This is a genomic window from Candidatus Filomicrobium marinum (assembly GCF_000981545.1).
Classification (GTDB): Bacteria; Pseudomonadota; Alphaproteobacteria; order Rhizobiales; family Hyphomicrobiaceae; genus Filomicrobium; species Filomicrobium insigne.
This window is the reverse complement of the sequence record NZ_LN829119.1, coordinates 69,973-86,896: the sequence shown is the minus strand read 5'-3', so window position 1 is coordinate 86,896 and position 16,924 is coordinate 69,973. Positions and strand designations below refer to the sequence as shown.

Annotated in this window: 16 protein-coding genes; 11 read left to right on the top strand and 5 right to left on the bottom strand. The window is 57.6% G+C overall.

Annotation, left to right across the window (positions count from 1 at the left end; all coding sequences use genetic code 11):
• Window positions 1–183: 183 nt before the first annotated feature.
• The 3 genes from YBN1229_RS00425 to YBN1229_RS00415 all read left to right on the top strand — a co-directional run bounded on the left by YBN1229_RS00425 (window position 184) and on the right by YBN1229_RS00415 (window position 3,298).
• Entirely contained in the window at window positions 184–1,584 is a 1,401-nt protein-coding gene (locus tag YBN1229_RS00425; protein ID WP_046475302.1) for a dipeptidase, read from the top strand.
• Between the two features lie 29 nt (window positions 1,585–1,613).
• Window positions 1,614–2,399 (top strand): ribonuclease T2 family protein, encoded by a 786-nt coding sequence (locus YBN1229_RS00420; protein WP_052743579.1) that lies wholly within the window; start codon window positions 1,614–1,616, stop codon window positions 2,397–2,399.
• Between the two features lie 203 nt (window positions 2,400–2,602).
• Window positions 2,603–3,298: a hypothetical protein gene (locus YBN1229_RS00415; RefSeq protein ID WP_046475299.1), complete on the top strand. Its 696-nt coding sequence runs from the start codon at window positions 2,603–2,605 to the stop codon at window positions 3,296–3,298.
• 61 nt (window positions 3,299–3,359) lie between these two features.
• Here YBN1229_RS00415 and YBN1229_RS00410 read toward each other — a convergent pair whose 3' ends face one another.
• Together YBN1229_RS00410 and YBN1229_RS00405 are read right to left on the bottom strand one after the other, a co-directional pair.
• Complete coding sequence (locus YBN1229_RS00410; protein WP_046475296.1) at window positions 3,360–4,127, bottom strand: hypothetical protein; 768 nt, start codon at window positions 4,125–4,127, stop codon at window positions 3,360–3,362.
• A 567-nt stretch (window positions 4,128–4,694) separates the two neighbouring features.
• The gene (locus tag YBN1229_RS00405; protein ID WP_052743578.1) at window positions 4,695–5,477 is read right to left on the bottom strand and encodes a TorF family putative porin; all 783 of its coding nucleotides are present in this window, start codon (window positions 5,475–5,477) and stop codon (window positions 4,695–4,697) included.
• 505 nt (window positions 5,478–5,982) lie between these two features.
• On the opposite strand from YBN1229_RS00405, the gene YBN1229_RS00400 reads away from it, so the two are divergent.
• The 3 genes from YBN1229_RS00400 to YBN1229_RS00390 all read left to right on the top strand — a co-directional run bounded on the left by YBN1229_RS00400 (window position 5,983) and on the right by YBN1229_RS00390 (window position 8,907).
• Complete coding sequence (locus tag YBN1229_RS00400) at window positions 5,983–6,771, top strand: SDR family oxidoreductase (protein WP_046475293.1); 789 nt, start codon at window positions 5,983–5,985, stop codon at window positions 6,769–6,771.
• A 234-nt stretch (window positions 6,772–7,005) separates the two neighbouring features.
• Window positions 7,006–8,211, top strand: a complete 1,206-nt coding sequence (locus YBN1229_RS00395) for a glucosaminidase domain-containing protein (RefSeq protein WP_046475292.1) — start codon at window positions 7,006–7,008, stop codon at window positions 8,209–8,211.
• 237 nt (window positions 8,212–8,448) lie between these two features.
• Complete coding sequence (locus tag YBN1229_RS00390; protein WP_046475290.1) at window positions 8,449–8,907, top strand: ParB N-terminal domain-containing protein; 459 nt, start codon at window positions 8,449–8,451, stop codon at window positions 8,905–8,907.
• A gap of 23 nt (window positions 8,908–8,930) precedes the next feature.
• Here the strand turns inward: YBN1229_RS00390 and YBN1229_RS00385 are convergent, their stop codons facing one another.
• The gene (locus YBN1229_RS00385; RefSeq protein ID WP_052743577.1) at window positions 8,931–9,917 is read right to left on the bottom strand and encodes a hypothetical protein; all 987 of its coding nucleotides are present in this window, start codon (window positions 9,915–9,917) and stop codon (window positions 8,931–8,933) included.
• A 223-nt stretch (window positions 9,918–10,140) separates the two neighbouring features.
• Window positions 10,141–10,938 (bottom strand): enoyl-CoA hydratase/isomerase family protein, encoded by a 798-nt coding sequence (locus tag YBN1229_RS00380; RefSeq protein WP_046475282.1) that lies wholly within the window; start codon window positions 10,936–10,938, stop codon window positions 10,141–10,143.
• A gap of 310 nt (window positions 10,939–11,248) precedes the next feature.
• Between YBN1229_RS00380 and uvrC the strand changes: the two genes are divergently transcribed.
• A complete protein-coding gene (gene uvrC, locus YBN1229_RS00375) occupies window positions 11,249–13,360 on the top strand; it encodes an excinuclease ABC subunit UvrC (protein ID WP_046475279.1) in 2,112 nt (703 codons plus the stop codon).
• 31 nt (window positions 13,361–13,391) lie between these two features.
• Here the strand turns inward: uvrC and YBN1229_RS00370 are convergent, their stop codons facing one another.
• Window positions 13,392–13,802 carry a hypothetical protein gene (locus YBN1229_RS00370; RefSeq protein WP_052743576.1) on the bottom strand — a complete coding sequence of 137 codons (411 nt, stop codon included), beginning with the start codon at window positions 13,800–13,802 and terminating at the stop codon, window positions 13,392–13,394.
• Window positions 13,803–13,970: 168 nt separating this feature from the next.
• On the opposite strand from YBN1229_RS00370, the gene pgsA reads away from it, so the two are divergent.
• The 4 genes from pgsA (at window position 13,971) to YBN1229_RS00350 (ending at window position 16,858) form a co-directional block, all read left to right on the top strand.
• On the top strand, window positions 13,971–14,603 hold the full coding sequence (pgsA, locus tag YBN1229_RS00365) for a CDP-diacylglycerol--glycerol-3-phosphate 3-phosphatidyltransferase (RefSeq protein WP_425284153.1): 633 nt from the start codon (window positions 13,971–13,973) through the stop codon (window positions 14,601–14,603).
• A gap of 13 nt (window positions 14,604–14,616) precedes the next feature.
• On the top strand, window positions 14,617–14,868 hold the full coding sequence (gene moaD, locus YBN1229_RS00360; protein ID WP_046479740.1) for a molybdopterin converting factor subunit 1: 252 nt from the start codon (window positions 14,617–14,619) through the stop codon (window positions 14,866–14,868).
• 4 nt (window positions 14,869–14,872) lie between these two features.
• The gene (locus tag YBN1229_RS00355; protein WP_046475276.1) at window positions 14,873–15,346 is read left to right on the top strand and encodes a molybdenum cofactor biosynthesis protein MoaE; all 474 of its coding nucleotides are present in this window, start codon (window positions 14,873–14,875) and stop codon (window positions 15,344–15,346) included.
• A 213-nt stretch (window positions 15,347–15,559) separates the two neighbouring features.
• Window positions 15,560–16,858 (top strand): N-acetylmuramoyl-L-alanine amidase, encoded by a 1,299-nt coding sequence (locus YBN1229_RS00350; protein ID WP_052743575.1) that lies wholly within the window; start codon window positions 15,560–15,562, stop codon window positions 16,856–16,858.
• Window positions 16,859–16,924 lie beyond the last annotated feature (66 nt).

Below are 16,924 nucleotides of genomic sequence, written 5' to 3'. Positions count from 1 at the left end.
ATGGTCGATGTTATTCGTGTAATACTCCTTGAGGGTTCGGCTGATAATCTCACTTTCGTCTGGCCGTTTAGGACACGACAGCTTTCGGCCTCTTTGCGAATAGGCCTCCGCGAGCAATTGCGCTAAACTCACGGCAAATCCCACCCCTTCTCCCCTTACATCAACCCTGGGACTGTTTAGCCGATGACCTCCGCCTTGCCAGAAGTCCTCAAACGCATCGATGCGACGCATGATGAACAACTCAAACGCCTGTTCGAGTTGCTCTCAATTCCAAGCGTTTCAACCGATCCGGCCTATGCGGCACAATGCCAAACCGCCGCCGAATGGTGTGCAAAGACGCTCGCAGACTCTGGCTTTGACGCAGATGTAAAAAAGACAACCGGTCATCCAATGGTCGTCGCCCACGACCGTCCCAAGCGTGACAAATCCAAACCCCACCTTCTCTTCTACGGCCACTACGATGTTCAACCGCCCGATCCGCTTGAGCTCTGGAAGTCGCCACCCTTCGAGCCACGCATTGCCACGGAAAAAGGAAACGGCAAGGTCATCGTCGCCCGCGGTGCTGAAGACAACAAAGGTCAGCTGATGACCTTCTTTGAAGCCGCGCGCGCCTGGAAAGAGGTGAATGGCGAACTGCCCGTTGCCGTCTCAGTCCTCATCGAAGGTGAAGAGGAATGCGGCTCACCCTCGCTACCAGGCTTCCTGAAAAAGCATGGCCGCGAAATTAAATCCGACCTCGTCCTGGTTTGCGATACCGGGCAGTGGGACCGCGACACTCCTGCAATAACCACAATGCTGCGGGGTCTGGCCGGAACGGAAATCATAGTCCGCGGCCCCGCCCGCGATCTCCACTCGGGCCTCTATGGTGGCATAGCCGCGAACCCCATCCGTGTTCTTACCGGCATCTGCGGCGCCATGCACGACGCAAACGGCCGCGTAAAGATCGCTGGCTTCTACGACGGCATCAAAAAGCCCTCGGCACGTCAGCTCAAACAGTGGGCCGCGATAGATTTCGACGCGGGCGACGTCCTGCGATCGATCGGCCTCGACACGCCCGCTGGCGAGAAACGGCACTCACCGCTGGAGCAGCTCTGGTCCCGCCCAACGTTGGAATTCAACGGCATCAAGGGTGGCTATCAGGGAGCAGGATTCAAAACCATCATTCCGGCCGAAGCGTCCGTAAAAATAACGTGCCGGCTCGTTCCGGGCCAGGACCCGGAAGCAGTCATCGAAGCTCTGCATGCATTCGTACTCGAACGTCTTCCCTCTGACTGCAGCGTAGAATTTGTCGGAAGTCATGGCAGCAGCGCGATTGCATTCAATACTGACACGCCGGCCATCAAAGCCGCAGCCTCCGCTCTCGAAGACGAGTGGGGCAAACCGGCGGTACTCATGGGCTGCGGCGCATCTATTCCAATCGTCACCGCCTTTAAGGACGCTCTCGGGATGGACAGTTTGTTGGTTGGCTTTGGTCTCGAAGACGACCGAATCCACTCGCCGAATGAGAAGTACAATCTCCGCAGCTTCAAGAAGGGTACACGGAGTTGGGCGCGCATCCTTGACCGGCTGGCGGAAGCCGCCTGAGCGCTCACTGAGGGAGGGACAATAGAACGATGACGCAACGCCGTTCCCTAACGTTCACGCTGCTTAGCGCCGTGATCCTAGCCACGTGCTTGTCCGCGACAGCAGAGGCGCAGCGCCAAACCTATGAGAGTAATCGGACGAGGCAGGATCGCCCCGGTGACTTCGATTACTACGCGCTCGTCCTATCTTGGAGCCCGACATACTGCGCGGACCGCACCGGCGATCGGTACGAACGTCAATGCGACATCCGTGCAGCCCGGCCGTACGCATTCGTGTTGCATGGCCTTTGGCCCCAACATAATCGCGGCTATCCCGAACGTTGTTGGACGAGGGATAAGCCCTGGGTCCCCAAACCCGTCATCGATCAGATGCTGGACATCATGCCGAGTCCCGCGCTGGTCATACACGAATACAAGAAGCACGGAACCTGCTCGGGCTTAGATGCGCGCGGGTACTACGACCTCTCGCGTCGCATGTTCGAGTCGATCAAAATCCCGGCGCGCTACATCCAGCCGATGGAAGCGCAGCTTGTTTCCCCAGATGACCTTATTGACGAGTTCGTCGCAGCGAACCCAGGAATGAAGCACGACATGTTGGCCATCTCCTGCCGAGGGGCTGGAAATCGCCTACGTGAGGTCCGCATCTGCTTCTCGAAATCAGGCTCCTTGCGACCGTGCGGCGCAAACGAGAACCAGCATCGGATGTGCCGGGCTCAACGCATGTATGTCCCGCCTGTCCGTGCGACGGCGGCGGCCTCCACAAACAACAAAAAATCTATGCGCGAGCAAGATTCGCCTTTGCCTGGCCCACGCTGACACGGACACCAAATTTGCGGCCCAGCGAGCCACGAATTCGCTTGCAAAATCAGCCAGTCACAATTGGCGAATCGAAAAGGTGGCGCACCTGTGGATAGCCGGTGCGTTCTCCATCAGTGAGGCGTTAACGTCCTAGTTCAACGCCTCACTTTTTCGCGATGCTTCCCCAGTGATTCCACTTGAACCACTAACGGGACGTATCAATGCAAGATCCGCGCAAAGCCAACGCCACGCCTCGCGATCCGGCGACTCCTCCGCCGCTTCCGCCGCGTTCTGAACCTCGCGTTGAGCCACGCCCAGAACCTCGCGTTGAACCTCGTTCGGAGCCACGCATCGAATTGCGCATTGAACCCGTGGCAGACGATGCTGCAGGTGATCACAAAGTCCCGACGTACCTCGCGCTTCCAAAACGGCAGGCCGTCTATTTCGGCGTCGCTGGCTTCGTAGCAGGTATCGTCTTCTGGCATGCCGTCGGATTCTGGACTGTTGTACAAAACACCGTCTACCAGGGAACCGATGATCGCTTGTCGAACGTTGCCGATGCTCAGCCAACAAACAAAAGCTCAGGAACATTCGCCGACGCGATAGACCGTGCCATCTCGCAGGCCACTCCGCCGAGTGAAGCGACTCCCATCACAACCGGGGCAATCTCGCTAGAAAAGAACGCCGAACGACTGGGTGGAAACGAGGGCCAGGCAACGGCTCCAGGGCAAACGAACTGTGCCAGCTTCACACGAGACCGCGCTACAGGCGAAATCTTGAGCCGTCCCTGCACCGAAGCCGAACGTTCACTGCCGCACAATCCCGAAGGCACACGCGAGAATTTTGCCGTGGAACAGGCACGCGCGCCGGCTGGAACAGGAAGCCGCTGGTCGACGTACACAGCCCCAAAGAACTAATAAAGAAAAGCGAAACAAAAACCCTCATCGGCGTAGACCTTGTCTCTTCGCCGATTTTTGTTTATGCCGCCGCGCGTTTGCCCGAGCGCTCTGCGCACCACGCTATCGGCACACGCACCACGTAGCCATGGCCTGGTGCATTTTGCATGCGTTCAAGCTGCATCGGATCGAGGCTCCAACCTCGCGCGATCTGCAAGACATGGTCCTCTGTCGGATAGAGCACCATCTCTCCGCCCGCATCACCACTCCTTTCTCGTACGCCTCTGAGTTCAAAGAGGCGTAAGCCCAAGGAACGCTCTTCCGGGGTGACACGTCCCTTGTTCCAGACCACGCCTTCGTCGCTCACAGCAAAGCCACGTACCAACTTGCCTTGTCGCACCCGCCCCCAGGCAAAGAAATCGAGCAACGGATAGGTGAAGAAGTACTGCACATCGTCAAACGACTGACCCAATCGCAACATCAACGGCGTCAGCTTATCGACAAAGGCGGGCCCGACCGGATGCGGGAGCGTGAGACCGATGACGAATGTCCATCCCTCAACCGGAGGACTGAGGAATAAATGGGTGGCACCAAGGCGATCATCGTAGACCGTACCGATGCCAGCGTTCCAATTCGCCTTCTCACCGTCGCTGAAACCAAGAAGTTCAGCAACGCGCTCAACGTCAGTAGAGTGGATAGCAAGCCACGCCATCTTGTAGCCGAAGGGCTTCGGGGCATCAGGGTCGTTCTCAAAAACGATCACCTGTGGCAGCATTTTCGGCGCAACCCACACTGCCGCGATTGTTATTGTCGCGACAATGAAGCCTGCAATCACGAATGCGACGACCATTCCCACCCTCGCGTGGCTGCGCTCGGCTAGTTAATGCGCCCATCTCGCAAACGGCAATACATGCGAAAGCGAGAACTGGGGATGAGTCGACCACGTGAGAGCGCGTCGATGACGGGAGAGATAGCTGATTCGTCTGGCGAAGCACGCTGTGTGATGGAGACCAGCTCCAAGCCACGCCCGGCAGCGGGGTTAGAGAGCCGACAGCAGATACAGAGCTGGCCTCCGTCGAGTGGGCGCCAAGAGAGAGGGCGATAGACGCAGACCACCCGATCACCAAACCGGAACGCGCGATACGTCGCTTCTTAATACATCGCACCTAACGGTCTGCAGTCTGATATTTACGGCGAATATAAGCCCGTAGTTTGACAGATTGACAACACCGCCGGAAACTCCATGAAGCCATGACACCCTTCATCTGAGCCGGTGCATAACTCGGCCGGGTTATCTGGCGGGCAAGACTTACGGCGATGCCGTCTAGGCCCACCACAAATCAGGCTTTAGATAAACGAACGCCCGGCTCTCGGGGAAGAACCGGGCGTCGCGTTCTAACAGGAGACGTATCTTAGATTATGGCAGGGCCACCGTTGCCTTGAAGACAAACCGGTCATCGCCAAGATCACCAAACTGGTCGGTGTCCGTACCCCAGTAGCGGAAGTCGAGAGTCAGCTGTTCAACAGCGAGCGAGAGACCAGCGTTCCAATACGTGTAGTCGGAGTTCGCTACGTCCTCGTTCTCTTTATAACCAAGCGTACCGCTGATGGATGGATCGAAGATCCAGACCTTTGGCAGCGCGTAACCGAGGGTACCCTCGACAGCGTGGCCAGGGCCGATCTCAAACGTGTCGTCTGGCGTATAGTAATAGGTTACGCCAGCACTCAACTTCGGCAGGATTTCGCCGCTGACGCCAGCCTTGAATTCCCAATAGTCGACGTCAACGTTAGCGGTCTGACCAGCATAACCGTAGTAAATGACACCAAAATCGAAGGTTGCCGGACCAAGGACCGGCTTAATGCCGAAGTACAGGTCGACTTCTGCATCTGAAGATGTGAAGGCCTGATCAACCTTTGCAGCCCAAACACCAGCGTAGAAGATTCCGTAGGACGCATCCGCACCAGCGAACCACGAAGGATCTTCACCGCTCTGCGAAACGCCGCGGAAAACATAGTCGGACATCAAGCCGCCATTGACGGACCATTCAAATTTCCGGCCCTCGCTTGCGACAGGAGCATCCTTAATGCTTCCGTCGCGCTCATAGCGCTCAAAACCACCTGCAACAGCCGTTGTGGCACCGATCCCGAGTACCAACGCCGCCACGGCTGCCGTGCGAACAAATTTCGAAGTCGTCGTCATGATATGGTTACACCCCCCGGGTTCACTGCGGCCCGATCCTCCATTGAATCTGCCGCGACCATGATGGATAGGAAGCGCAAATCAGCTGGAGGAAACAAGTCCTAAGTCGATCCGGACACAACGCTTGAGTGGAAACTGTGCTGATGGAGCAACACGCACAGTTAACTGAACAACAATTGCGCATAACTCGACTGCGAGCAGTGCAATTTTGAAATGAAGCAAGTCTGTTTATTGGGCAGTGTGCACATCAAATAGACGAGAATTCATTTTTGATTCGGGCTCAAGAAGAGGCACCGCAGCCACAGCTTTTCGCTCCCTCGCCAAGACCGCAAGATCTACCCACAGAGTCCCAACACATTCTTCATTGCGACGCGTCACAAAGCACCGAACTTCTTCGCCCTCACCATCCGTAGATGCTTCACACGTCGCACTTGGCAAATATGATCCTCCGCACGACAACGGCGGCTTAACCGAGCCTATCCCGCCAAAGGAACGACAGTTCATCATGAGCACCACCGCGACCGGCACACCGGATACTGTACTAATTACCGGCGCAGCGCGCCGGATCGGACGCGCCCTCGCGCTTGATCTTGCACGTCATGGCTGGCGTGTGGCTATCCATTGCCGCCATTCTCGCGGCGAGGCTGAGGAGCTGGCCCACGAGATCACAACTCTCGGGAGCTCAGCTGCGGTTCTGGATTGCGACCTTGCCGACAGCGACGCCGTTGCCAAGTTGATACCGCGCTGCGCGGATGCCCTCGCTCAGCCGGTATGCTTGATCAATAACGCGTCGGCATTCCTTCCGGACTCGGTTGCAGAGATGACCGAAGAAATATGGAACACACATCTTGATATAAATCTTAGGACGCCAGTATTTCTTGCGCGTGCCCTCTATGTTGATCTTCCCTCCGATAAACAGGGCAATGTCATCAACATTATTGATCAACGTGTTTGGCGCCTGACTCCCGAGTTCTTCTCATATACGATTTCCAAATCCGGGCTCTGGACGGCAACACGTACTCTTGCTCAAGCCATGGCGCCGCGCGTCCGCGTCAATGCGATCGGACCGGGGCCGGTCCTCAAAAGCATACATCAAACAGATGCTGACTTCGCGGCTGAAGCAGAGAGCACATTGCTCGGCCGCGGACCAACCCCGGAAGAAGTGGCTGCGGCCGCCCGCTTCATCCTGGCCGCACCGGCGCTAACAGGCCAAATGATCGCGCTAGACGGCGGCCAGCATCTGACATGGGCGAATGAGCCTCGCTCAGGCGTAACTCAGCCCAACAAAGGGTAGTTGCCGCGCTTTTGTAATAGATCAGCCCTCTGATCGCCTTATTTCTTCCCTGCACTACCCAAATTGATGCCGGATTATTGATCGATACAATCCAAAGACCGGACGTTGAGGGGCGGAAAGCAGGCCAGTCGTCAACCAGCCCTTAACGTTAACGGAATAGATAGTTTTGTCATGGGCGTGTAAGCCGCCAACGCCCTTCGCAAGAAGAAGCCAGAACGCCCGAAGGTGTTTGATATGCTAACCCGTCTCGCAATCCCGGCCCTCATTGCCATGTCTGTCCTATACGGCACGGCGCCAGCATCTGCTGCCCGTTTGCCGGGGATTAAAGTGGCACCCAACAACGTGGTGCCAGCCTGCGCGACACCAGGGCGCCTCATGGCATTCCTGCGATCACGCAATACCCGCATGAACCCGCGCTATGACAAAATCGCCGTCTCCTACATGCGTCATGGCGAACAACTCGGGATACGGTGGGATATTGCGTTCTTTCAGATGCTCGTTGAAACGGCGAACCTTGCTTACACAGGCGACGTGGACGCATCACAGAATAATTTCGCCGGACTTGGCGCAACCGGTGGCGGCGTAAAAGGCGAACGTTTCCGGGACGTCGACAGCGGCGTGCGCGCGCATCTCGAACATGTACTCATGTACACTGGCGAAACAATCCAAAATCCCGTCGCGGAGCGCACTCGGAAGGTTCAGGAATGGAATGTCCTGACATCCTGGCAGCGCAGCATTCGCGGCCCCATGACGTTCTCTCACCTGACCACCAAGTGGGCGCCGAGCGATCGCGGCTATTCCGACGACATCAAATCAATTGCCGACCTGTTCTATCAGGGAGAGTGCAATAGACCGGATCCCGAACCTCAGCTCGTCGCCCTTGCGCGTGGTGGCAAGATGACCACGGCCGCAGCCAAAACACCGCCTGCCACTCAGAAGCCCGCGACGGCCAGCAGCGCCGACTTAGTAGCATCTGTTATCAACCGTAACCGCGCTCAAGCTGCTGACCCCTCAGGACTGGGCGCACCTCCCGCTGGCGGATCATCAAACAAGCCCGCACCAGCAGCAACTCTAAGTCCCGACGCACCCGCAGCGGACGCGAAATCTGTAACAGTGCTCAATTCTCCGGGCGCGAAAGAGAACGCCCCGACCAAGACCGCAATGGTCGCGAACGAAGCAAAGAAAGCAGCGCCCGCAAAGTCCGAGCCAGACAAATGCCGCGTATGGACTGCGAGCTACGGTGGTGCGAAGGCCATCATCATCAAGGCCGTCAATAACGACGTCGTCAACTACACGGTTCTGGACGTCAATGCCGGCAAAGAGAAACGCGAAGCCGAGGCTTACATCGCGGCCTACGCCAAGGGAGGCGAAACCCTCGAAGAGTTCTCCAGCGCTTCCGCCGCTCTCGATAAGGCCTTCCAACTTTGCCCTGAAGGCTAAAGGATAGACCGGCACGTCTTTCCCTACCCCGAGTACCGTGATCGCCAGGGTCACCGGCAGCGTGTTGACATTGCGCCTTCGCATGTCACTTTCATAGTCAAACTGAGCCGCGAAGCAGGGCAATCACACCCCGCGCAGGCTCTTTAGATCTTTCTGACACGTCGGTGCGTAACAAGTTCCTGATGCACGGGGCCCTGCAAGGGAGACCCGCAATTCTGGTTCTAGGAAACTGAGCGAATGGACTACAGCGGCTATACAGTCGGACGCATTCCCAAGCTCACGCGGATCAAATCTCCGCGCGACATTGACGGCATTGAATTCGTCGATGGTGTCGCCGAGGTCGAAGTGCCTATCGAATTGCTCGATCAGATGCCCATTAAGAACTACGAACGCCTCGACAGCCCACGCCTTAACGCGGTTCTTCAAGCCATTCGCCGTGAGGGCTACAGCAGCCTCGATCCCATCATCTGCCGGGTCGGAGCCCTCGGAAACTGGGTGGTCATCGACGGCGGTCACCGCATCACAGCAGCCAAACGGATACATAAAGAATTCTTTACGAACCTGTGGGGCTCAAAGATCGGCGATCTGACGTTCATTCTCTTCAAGACGCCCCTAAGCTACTCCAAGCTGACGCAAGCGCGTGGACGTCGAGCAGGCGCCGCGAAAGAGGCGAGCGAACCCCAGACGGAAAAGTAGCAGCTCGCGCTTTTGCGCCTGAATTATTGCGCCGGTTTGGACATATAATTGACCGCGGCAGTTGAGAGTGCGCCGCCAAGCACGCAAGGGATTCCGAACTGGAGTTGGCCAAGTACGCTTGCCGCGACACAGCCCAGCGCCAAGGCGGTTGTTCCAGCTTGGCCCCACGTCCCCCAATCCCGGTTCCACTTGGGGCCCTTCGTCTTAATCTCATCAATTTGCTTCAAAGCGGCTTCGCGCAGACTGCTCAATTCATAAAGCTCTGCTGCCTCGATCACTTCCTGAAGTTGCCGGCGCACAGCTTCGTCTTCATGGTCCATCTGGGATTTGGCCAGATCGAGCAAGTTCTTATCGCGTGCCGCATTGCTGGCGAACGTCCACTTGGCCATCGCGCCGATGGTCAGCTTTTCAACGTCATTCTTCTCTTCCGCCCATTTAAGAACCGACACAATGCGGATCACAGGGTCCCACTCTCCCGTGGCGAAGTAAAAACCCCATAAAACATCAATCACATAGGGATCATCTAGCTCCAGCTTGTCGAGAGTCTTGCCACCTCCATAGAGGTACTTCTTGATGAGCACCTTCCGAGCCGGCATACGCTCTATGAACTGGACGAGAAAGGCTTGCCAGTCCGGTAAGCCCGAATAGGCGATGGCCTTAACCAGAACGACCTGTTCCACCGGCGGCATGGGGAACATCTCGGCGATCAGGTCGGTCGCCTTTACCCGGTTGCTGCCGATAACGCCTGCAATAAACCCCGTATAGATTCCCGCCTTTTCCGGATCGCGTAAAAGCCCGTGCCGGACCATCGCATGGACCGCGGCTGGAACCTTCGATGGCTGCTTGTTCTCGCGATAGTCATTGATGAATTTGAGAACGCCTTCAGACGTCGCAAAGGGATCGGACGCGAGCGAACGTTGCGTGCCGCGCATGCCCTCGCTCGACACAGGTCCAGCAGCAGCTGACAATCCGGCAAGCCCCGCAAATAGCAATAGGACCGCTCTGCGCACCCACGATTGCCGTATCCCCCTTACGGGTCGCAGCAATCGGCGCGACACTGGATTCTGTTTTTCTGACGGCCTGATCGCAGATAAACGCACTGCGCGAACCGCGTTGAGAACCTGCAACGAAAGCCCCCGGCGATTATGGACAGCAGGATTTGCCGATATCGGCAAGGCCTTTCACTGCACATGCACCAATGGCGGTTTTGTGGCTCTTTGCCGCGAGATCACGTTAGCGGCCTTTGAAATTGGCCGGACGTTTACCGAGAAACGCCTCCAAACCCTCGCGGAAGTCCTCGGACATATAGCAGCTCACGATGAGATCATCGTCCTGAACCTGGGAGGCCGTCCGTAACCTCCGCAAACCTTCTTTGGTTGCACGAAGCGTCAAGGGGGCGTGACTTGCGACAACATTCGCTAGCGCAGCCGCGCGCGACATCAGGCTCGCGTGATCATCCAATAGCTCGGAAACGAGCCCGGACGCCAAAGCCTCATCAGCCTCAATCAAACGCGAAGTAAAAATAATCTCTTTGGTCCGGGCTACCCCGATGAGATCTGAGAGGCGCGCAAGATTGGCCACGGAAAGGCAGTTGCCGAGCGTCCGCGAAATCGGAAAGCCGAACCGGATATCCCGCGAGGCAATGCGCAGATCGCAACAGGCAGCAATAGCGGCACCGCCCCCGGTGCAAGCCCCGGCAATAGCCGCAACCGTTGGAACCGGGCAGCGCTCGATCGACCCCAACACGACATCCATCGTCCGTTCGTAATCGAGCGCATGCTGCGGCGTCGTAAAATCGCGAAACTTGGAAATATCGGTTCCAGCTGCAAACGCCTTTTCCCCCGCGCCGGTCACAACCAGCGCCCGGACGTCGCCGCCTGGGACAATCCCTTCGAAAATGGCTTGGAGCTGAGCATACATCGTGAAAGTCATGGCGTTGCGCGCCTGCGGCCGCGACAGCGTCACCCAACCAATGCCATCACGAACCTCCAATGTAACTTGGCCGTCATTGTTATTGGAATTGTCGCTCATATCCGTGCCATCTCCGCGTTTCTGTTAGGCCGACGCATCCCTCCCAATCGCAGGTATCTCGCGGATCGGCAAGACTTGCACCCACCGGCATCATCAGACTTCTGGCTTACTGGCCCAGGTCCGAAGTTCACCGGAGTTTAAGGCGAGCCTAATAGGCGAACTTCAGAATCAAAAAGGGACACAAGAGACTTAGTGTTGCTGATGTAATTCAAATAATGAAATTTGCTCGCCACCCGGCAGAGAATACCGACGAATTTATCGATCATCACACGCGCTTGACGCCGGCGTCGCGACAGCCAATGTTGCCTGCATGCCCAATCAGAACGCATCCCAGGGCGGAGGCGGAGCGGCCGGCAGCGAGCCGACGCACCGCTCCGGCCCGGAAGTCATCGCTGAATATCTTAAAACGCTCCCCGCGGCACCTGGCGTCTACCGCATGCTGGACCGACACGGGGAGGTTATTTATGTCGGCAAGGCGCGTTCTCTAAAGTCACGCGTTTCCAATTATACGCGTCTCGGCGGCCACACGAATCGCATCGCGCGCATGATCGCCGCCACAGCTGCGATGGAATTCGTCACGGTACGCACGGAAGCAGAAGCTCTGCTCCTGGAAGCCAACCTGATTAAACGCTTCCGGCCCCGCTTCAACGTGCTTATGCGCGATGACAAATCATTTCCGTTCATCCTGCTCGCCCGCGACCACCGAGCTCCTCAAATTCTCAAACATCGCGGAGCGCGAAATCGTAAGGGCGACTACTTTGGCCCCTTCGCTTCCGCTGGCGCGGTCAACCGCACCATCAACATGCTCCAACGCGCGTTCCTGCTGCGCTCATGTACCGACAGCGTCTACGAGAGTCGCACACGGCCATGCCTGCTCTGGCAGATCAAACGCTGCTCCGCGCCGTGCACCGGAGAAATCAGCCTCGAAGACTACGAAAAGCTGGTTGATGAGGCGGTGCGCTTCTTGCGCGGTGAAAGCCAAACCGTCCGTCAGATGTATCAGGCGTTGATGCAGGAAGCATCCGACAAGCTCGAGTTTGAGCGCGCAGCGACCTACCGCAACAGACTATGGGCTTTGGCACACGTAACTGCTGATCAGTCCATCAACGCTGCCGGGATCGAAGAAGCCGACATTTTCGCCGCGCATCAGGAGGGAGGACAGACCTGCGTTCAGGTCTTCTTCTTCCGTGCTGGTCAGAACTGGGGAAACCGCGCTTACTATCCCAAAGCAGACCGATCGCTCGAGGCCGATGAGGTGCTAGGTGCCTTCATCGCTCAGTTTTACGATGACAAGCCGATCCCCCGCATGATTCTGGTTTCGCACGATCTGCCCGAACGCGACCTGCTCACAGAAGCCCTCTCGACCAAGGCCGAACGGAAAATCGAGATCCTGACGCCGAAGCGCGGCCCCAAGGTCGAACTCGTGGCCCACGCCCAGGCGAACGCGAAGGAAGCTCTCGGCCGCAAAGTCGCCGAAACGGCATCCCAGCGCGAGTTGCTGAAGGGACTAGCCGAACGTTTTGATCTCGATTCCATGCCGACCAGAATTGAAGTTTTTGACAACTCCCACATCGCCGGCACCAACGCCGTCGGCGCCATGATCGTCGCGGGACCTGAGGGATTCTCGAAATCCCAGTACCGGAAGTTCAACATCAAGTCGGACACGCTCACACCTGGTGACGACTACGCCATGATGCGCGAGGTGCTGACCCGACGCTTCAAAAGGCTCGTTGACCCGGCTGGGACAACCGCTGAAGCCGAGAAAACCACAGAGCTAACAAAAGATTCCATCGTCGAAGAGCCTGGTACACGCATACGCGCGCCCGATCCCATGCCGCTTGCAGAACGCGGTTCCAACTCTCTGGCATTCGCCGCCTTGCGCGCGCAAAACGGAGAGCCAGAGCACGCCGAAGAACCTCAAGCCACGTTAGAGGAGAATGACGAACGGACCGCCGCCGAAAAAAAGATACCCGACCTCGTTCTCATCGACGGCGGGGCAGGCCAGCTCGCCGTCGCCCGCGAAGTCTTGGCGGAATTGGGCCTCCACGACATAGCACTGCTCGGCGTGGCCAAAGGTCCAGACCGCGATGCCGGCCGCGAACACTTCCATAAGCCTGCGGGAGGTCCACCGGTCATGCTCGAACCGCGGGACCCTGTACTTTACTTCGTTCAGCGACTGCGTGACGAGGCCCACCGCTTCGCCATCGGCACCCACCGCGCCAAACGCGCGAAGGCCCTCAGCGCCAACCCGCTCGATGAAATCGACGGCATCGGACCAACGCGGCGACGCGCCCTGCTAACGCACTTCGGATCGGCCAAAGCTGTCAGCCGCGCGGGTGTCGAAGACCTCAAAGAGGTTCAAGGCATCTCAGCTGAGATGGCCCAAAAGATCTATGACTTCTTTCACGAGCGCCGCAGCTGACCGACCTTCTAGGTAGGGTCTTCGCGCTCTGCTAGCGGCTAAGGCGCATATAGCCGGACGCCCCGCCACCATCCAGCGACGCACTCAGCCGACTGCCGCGCAAGGTAATGAAGATGGAACCCGAATAGTTGTATTCGGCATTGTGGAAGCTACCGGAATACTTGTTCGATCCGACCCGCCGGATAACGGCCGTCTGCACAGCACGCCCTGACGGCGTCGCACACACGGCATGCATATTATAGCTCTCACTGGAATAGCGGTTGAAACGTACGCGGCACCGGACCTGTTGGGAGTCCCCCGAGGGCAGCATGACCGTCCCCACACCGTTCCAGGATCCACCCAGATCAGACTTGCGGCTTTGCGCTGGCGCCGCCGCGGTAATTGCAAATAACGCAACCACGGCGTAGATCGCGGCAACATACAATGAATGAATTCGGGACATGAAAGAGCTCATAGCCAAACCTCGCTTGCAACTGCTCAGGTTCTAAAGCCGTTTCGCCACCTCCCCGTTCCAAATTATGCACCACTATCTCAGACGCACCTACAGATATTCAGGCCGCTCAGAACGACCTCCCAGCTGGAGAGAACTGACGAAGAGAGCGCCTCACCATTGACGTCGCCTTCAGGTGATGCTCTTTCCAGCTTCATGCTTCACTCTGCGTCGCGCGCCACTGTGCTGAACATTCCCAACTGTCTGACTTTCGCCCGCATCCTTGCGGTGCCTGCGCTGGTGCTGGCCCTCTACTATCTTGATCCAGTTACAGCTCATTGGACGGCATTCGCAATTTTCGTGCTGGCCTCAATTACGGACTGGCTGGATGGATATCTGGCCCGCATCTGGAGCCAACAATCGCTCATCGGCGCAATGTTCGATCCGATCGCGGATAAGTTGCTGGTGGGCGCCACCCTCATGATGCTCATCGCGGATGGCACGCTTTCCGGAACGGCCGTATTCGCCGCCGTGATCATCTTGTGCCGTGAAATACTTGTTTCCGGGCTTCGCGAGTTTCTCGCCGGTCTTCAGGTAAGGGTACTCGTAACGCAATTAGCCAAGCTTAAGACGGTCCTGCAGATGGTGGCATTGGCCTTGTTGCTTGCCGGTCCGGCCATGGGCGGCCCGACGTCGCTCACCATGCAGGCGGGGCTCGTCTTGCTATGGCTGGCGGCTATACTTACCCTCTGGACAGGCAGTGATTACCTAAGTGCCGCAATCCGGCATGCAACGAGTGAACGAAATGACTGAAAATTCAAAACCCATCAAACTCATGTATTTCGCCTGGGTGCGCGAAAAGGTGGGCCGCGCCGAAGAACACATCGAACCACCCGAAGATATCGCAACGGTCGGCGATCTCATGGGCTGGCTCAAGGGCCGCGGTCCCGAGTATGCCGCCGCTTTCGAACGCGCCGATGTAATCCGCGCGGCAATCGACCACACGCACGCCCGCTCCGACGCGCCCATCGCCAGTGCCCGCGAAATCGCGTTTTTTCCGCCCGTGACAGGGGGCTGACCTAATGGCCGTCCGCGTCCAGACTGACGATTTCGACGTCGGTGCCGAAACGAAGGTGTTGACCAAAGGGCGCACCGACATCGGCGCCGTCGTGACATTCACGGGTACAGTGCGCGGAAACACACCCGATACCCCGATTTCGTCGATGACGTTGGAACATTACCCCGGCATGACGGAAACCGAACTCGAGCGTGTTGAAGCGGAAGCGGCAGCCCGTTGGCCACTAGCTGCCAGTCTTATCATTCACCGCTACGGCACGTTGAAGCCGGGCGACAACATCGTACTCGTCATCACCGCGTCCGCCCACCGGCAGGCAGCCTTCCAGGCCGCCGAATTCCTGATGGACTACCTGAAGTCCCGCGCACCTTTCTGGAAAAAAGAGACCGATGATGAGGGGCGCGGTGAATGGGTTGATGCGCGCGAATCCGATGACAAGGCTGCAGCTCGCTGGCAGACACCCAGCAAAGTAATTACCTAACATTAACTAAAAACAAGAACGAAATCAGCGGCTTAAGGAGTCAGCGAATCCGTTTGGCTTTGGCACAGCCATTAACGTTAAGCCTTCGTTAACCCGCATACGTTAAGACAAGTAAAAACCCGATGAAGACCCGGAAATAGCCATCTTCAGCGGGAATATTACCGGTCTCGATTCCAAATGAACCGTATCGCGTTAGACGGGGGTCCAGCCGAAATGGGTTTACGGTTTGAGCGCTCCATTGCGTGTGCGCTCGTTCTTGGTGTAGCTTCAATATTCTTAAGCGCGGCGGCTTCAGCGGCGCCACAAGCCTCGCCTGCAAACCAGGCTGCGCCTGCGCAATCCGCTCCACACCCCGACCAAAAACGCACGCGCTTCATCATCGCGCTGGAACGCCGCAGCACCTATCAGGTGTTCTCGCTGGCCAATCCTAATCGCGTGGTCGTGGAGCTGCCCGCCGTCGGCCTTCGCCTACCACCGCTTCCGAAAAACGGTCCGGTAGGTCTGGTAAGCGGCTTTCGGGGAGGCCGCTCCGGCCCCAAGAAGTCAAAGGTTATCATCCGCGTCACAGAGCCGGTCTTCGTCGAAACGGCGAAGCTGGAGATGAAAGACGGCAAGGAGCCCCAGCTCGTTCTCGATATCGTCTCGCTCGCCTCGGCGCCCGTCACACCAGTGCACACCGCGAGCGCAGCTCCGGCTCCAAAACCCGAACCCGATTTTGATAAACCATTCGGATTGGGCGCCTCCGACCTCTTGCCGCGCCCGCCGCAACCTGCACAACGGCCGGATGCCATCGAAAAGCGCACCGCAAAGCAGCTCATCGTCATAGATCCGGGACACGGTGGACATGACTCCGGCGCCCAGAAAAACGGTGTCGTTGAGAAAGATGTGGTCCTCGCGTTCAGCCATACCCTACGCAAGAAGCTCGAAGAATCGGGCCGCTACCGCGTACTGATGACTCGCGAAACCGATGAGTTTATCCCGCTCGGAGACCGCACAGCCTTTGCCGAACAGCACAATGCGAGCCTCTTTATCGCGGTTCACGCGGATTACGCGCGTTCATCGGCGCGCGGGGCAACGATCTACTCGCTTCGTCCGTCTGTCGCCGAGCGGCTGAAATCGAGCGCACGTGCGCGAGCCTCCGACATCGACATCCCCGAAAGCAAATTCGCAGCAATCGACGCACGGGATTCTGACATCGTCAAACGCATGCTTGCCGACCGTGCAACCGCCGCCGTCGAGGTCACGCACCACCGTACAGACCTCTTCTCGCGCTCCGTCGTCGAATATATGGGGGACTCGACCAACCTGCGCAGCAACCCTCACAAGACAGCTGCCTTCAAGGTTCTGAAATCTGCGCTTGTACCTTCAGTTCTGATCGAGCTGGCCTACGTCACCAACAAGAGTGACGCAAAGCTGCTCATGTCTGAAAGCTGGCGCCGGAAGGTATCTGACTCCATCGCCGAGGCCGTCGACAACTACTTCGCCTTGAGCATCGCAAAGATCCCGATGTAACGCGCAGTCGATTTACAGACATACCGAACAAACAAAAGGGCTGATCGTCCATCGATCAGCCCTTTG

Excerpts from the sequence above, each read along its gene's own strand:
- YBN1229_RS00425 (WP_046475302.1), top strand. The coding sequence starts at position 184 with ATGACCTCCGCCTTGCCAGAAGTCCTCAAACGCATCGATGCGACGCAT.
- YBN1229_RS00420 (WP_052743579.1), top strand. The coding sequence starts at position 1,614 with ATGACGCAACGCCGTTCCCTAACGTTCACGCTGCTTAGCGCCGTGATC.
- YBN1229_RS00415 (WP_046475299.1), top strand. The coding sequence starts at position 2,603 with ATGCAAGATCCGCGCAAAGCCAACGCCACGCCTCGCGATCCGGCGACT.
- YBN1229_RS00410 (WP_046475296.1), bottom strand. The coding sequence starts at position 4,127 with ATGGTCGTCGCATTCGTGATTGCAGGCTTCATTGTCGCGACAATAACA.
- YBN1229_RS00405 (WP_052743578.1), bottom strand. The coding sequence starts at position 5,477 with ATGACGACGACTTCGAAATTTGTTCGCACGGCAGCCGTGGCGGCGTTG.
- YBN1229_RS00400 (WP_046475293.1), top strand. The coding sequence starts at position 5,983 with ATGAGCACCACCGCGACCGGCACACCGGATACTGTACTAATTACCGGC.
- YBN1229_RS00395 (WP_046475292.1), top strand. The coding sequence starts at position 7,006 with ATGCTAACCCGTCTCGCAATCCCGGCCCTCATTGCCATGTCTGTCCTA.
- YBN1229_RS00390 (WP_046475290.1), top strand. The coding sequence starts at position 8,449 with ATGGACTACAGCGGCTATACAGTCGGACGCATTCCCAAGCTCACGCGG.
- YBN1229_RS00380 (WP_046475282.1), bottom strand. The coding sequence starts at position 10,938 with ATGAGCGACAATTCCAATAACAATGACGGCCAAGTTACATTGGAGGTT.
- uvrC (WP_046475279.1), top strand. The coding sequence starts at position 11,249 with ATGCCCAATCAGAACGCATCCCAGGGCGGAGGCGGAGCGGCCGGCAGC.
- YBN1229_RS00370 (WP_052743576.1), bottom strand. The coding sequence starts at position 13,802 with ATGTCCCGAATTCATTCATTGTATGTTGCCGCGATCTACGCCGTGGTT.
- YBN1229_RS00355 (WP_046475276.1), top strand. The coding sequence starts at position 14,873 with ATGGCCGTCCGCGTCCAGACTGACGATTTCGACGTCGGTGCCGAAACG.
- YBN1229_RS00350 (WP_052743575.1), top strand. The coding sequence starts at position 15,560 with ATGGGTTTACGGTTTGAGCGCTCCATTGCGTGTGCGCTCGTTCTTGGT.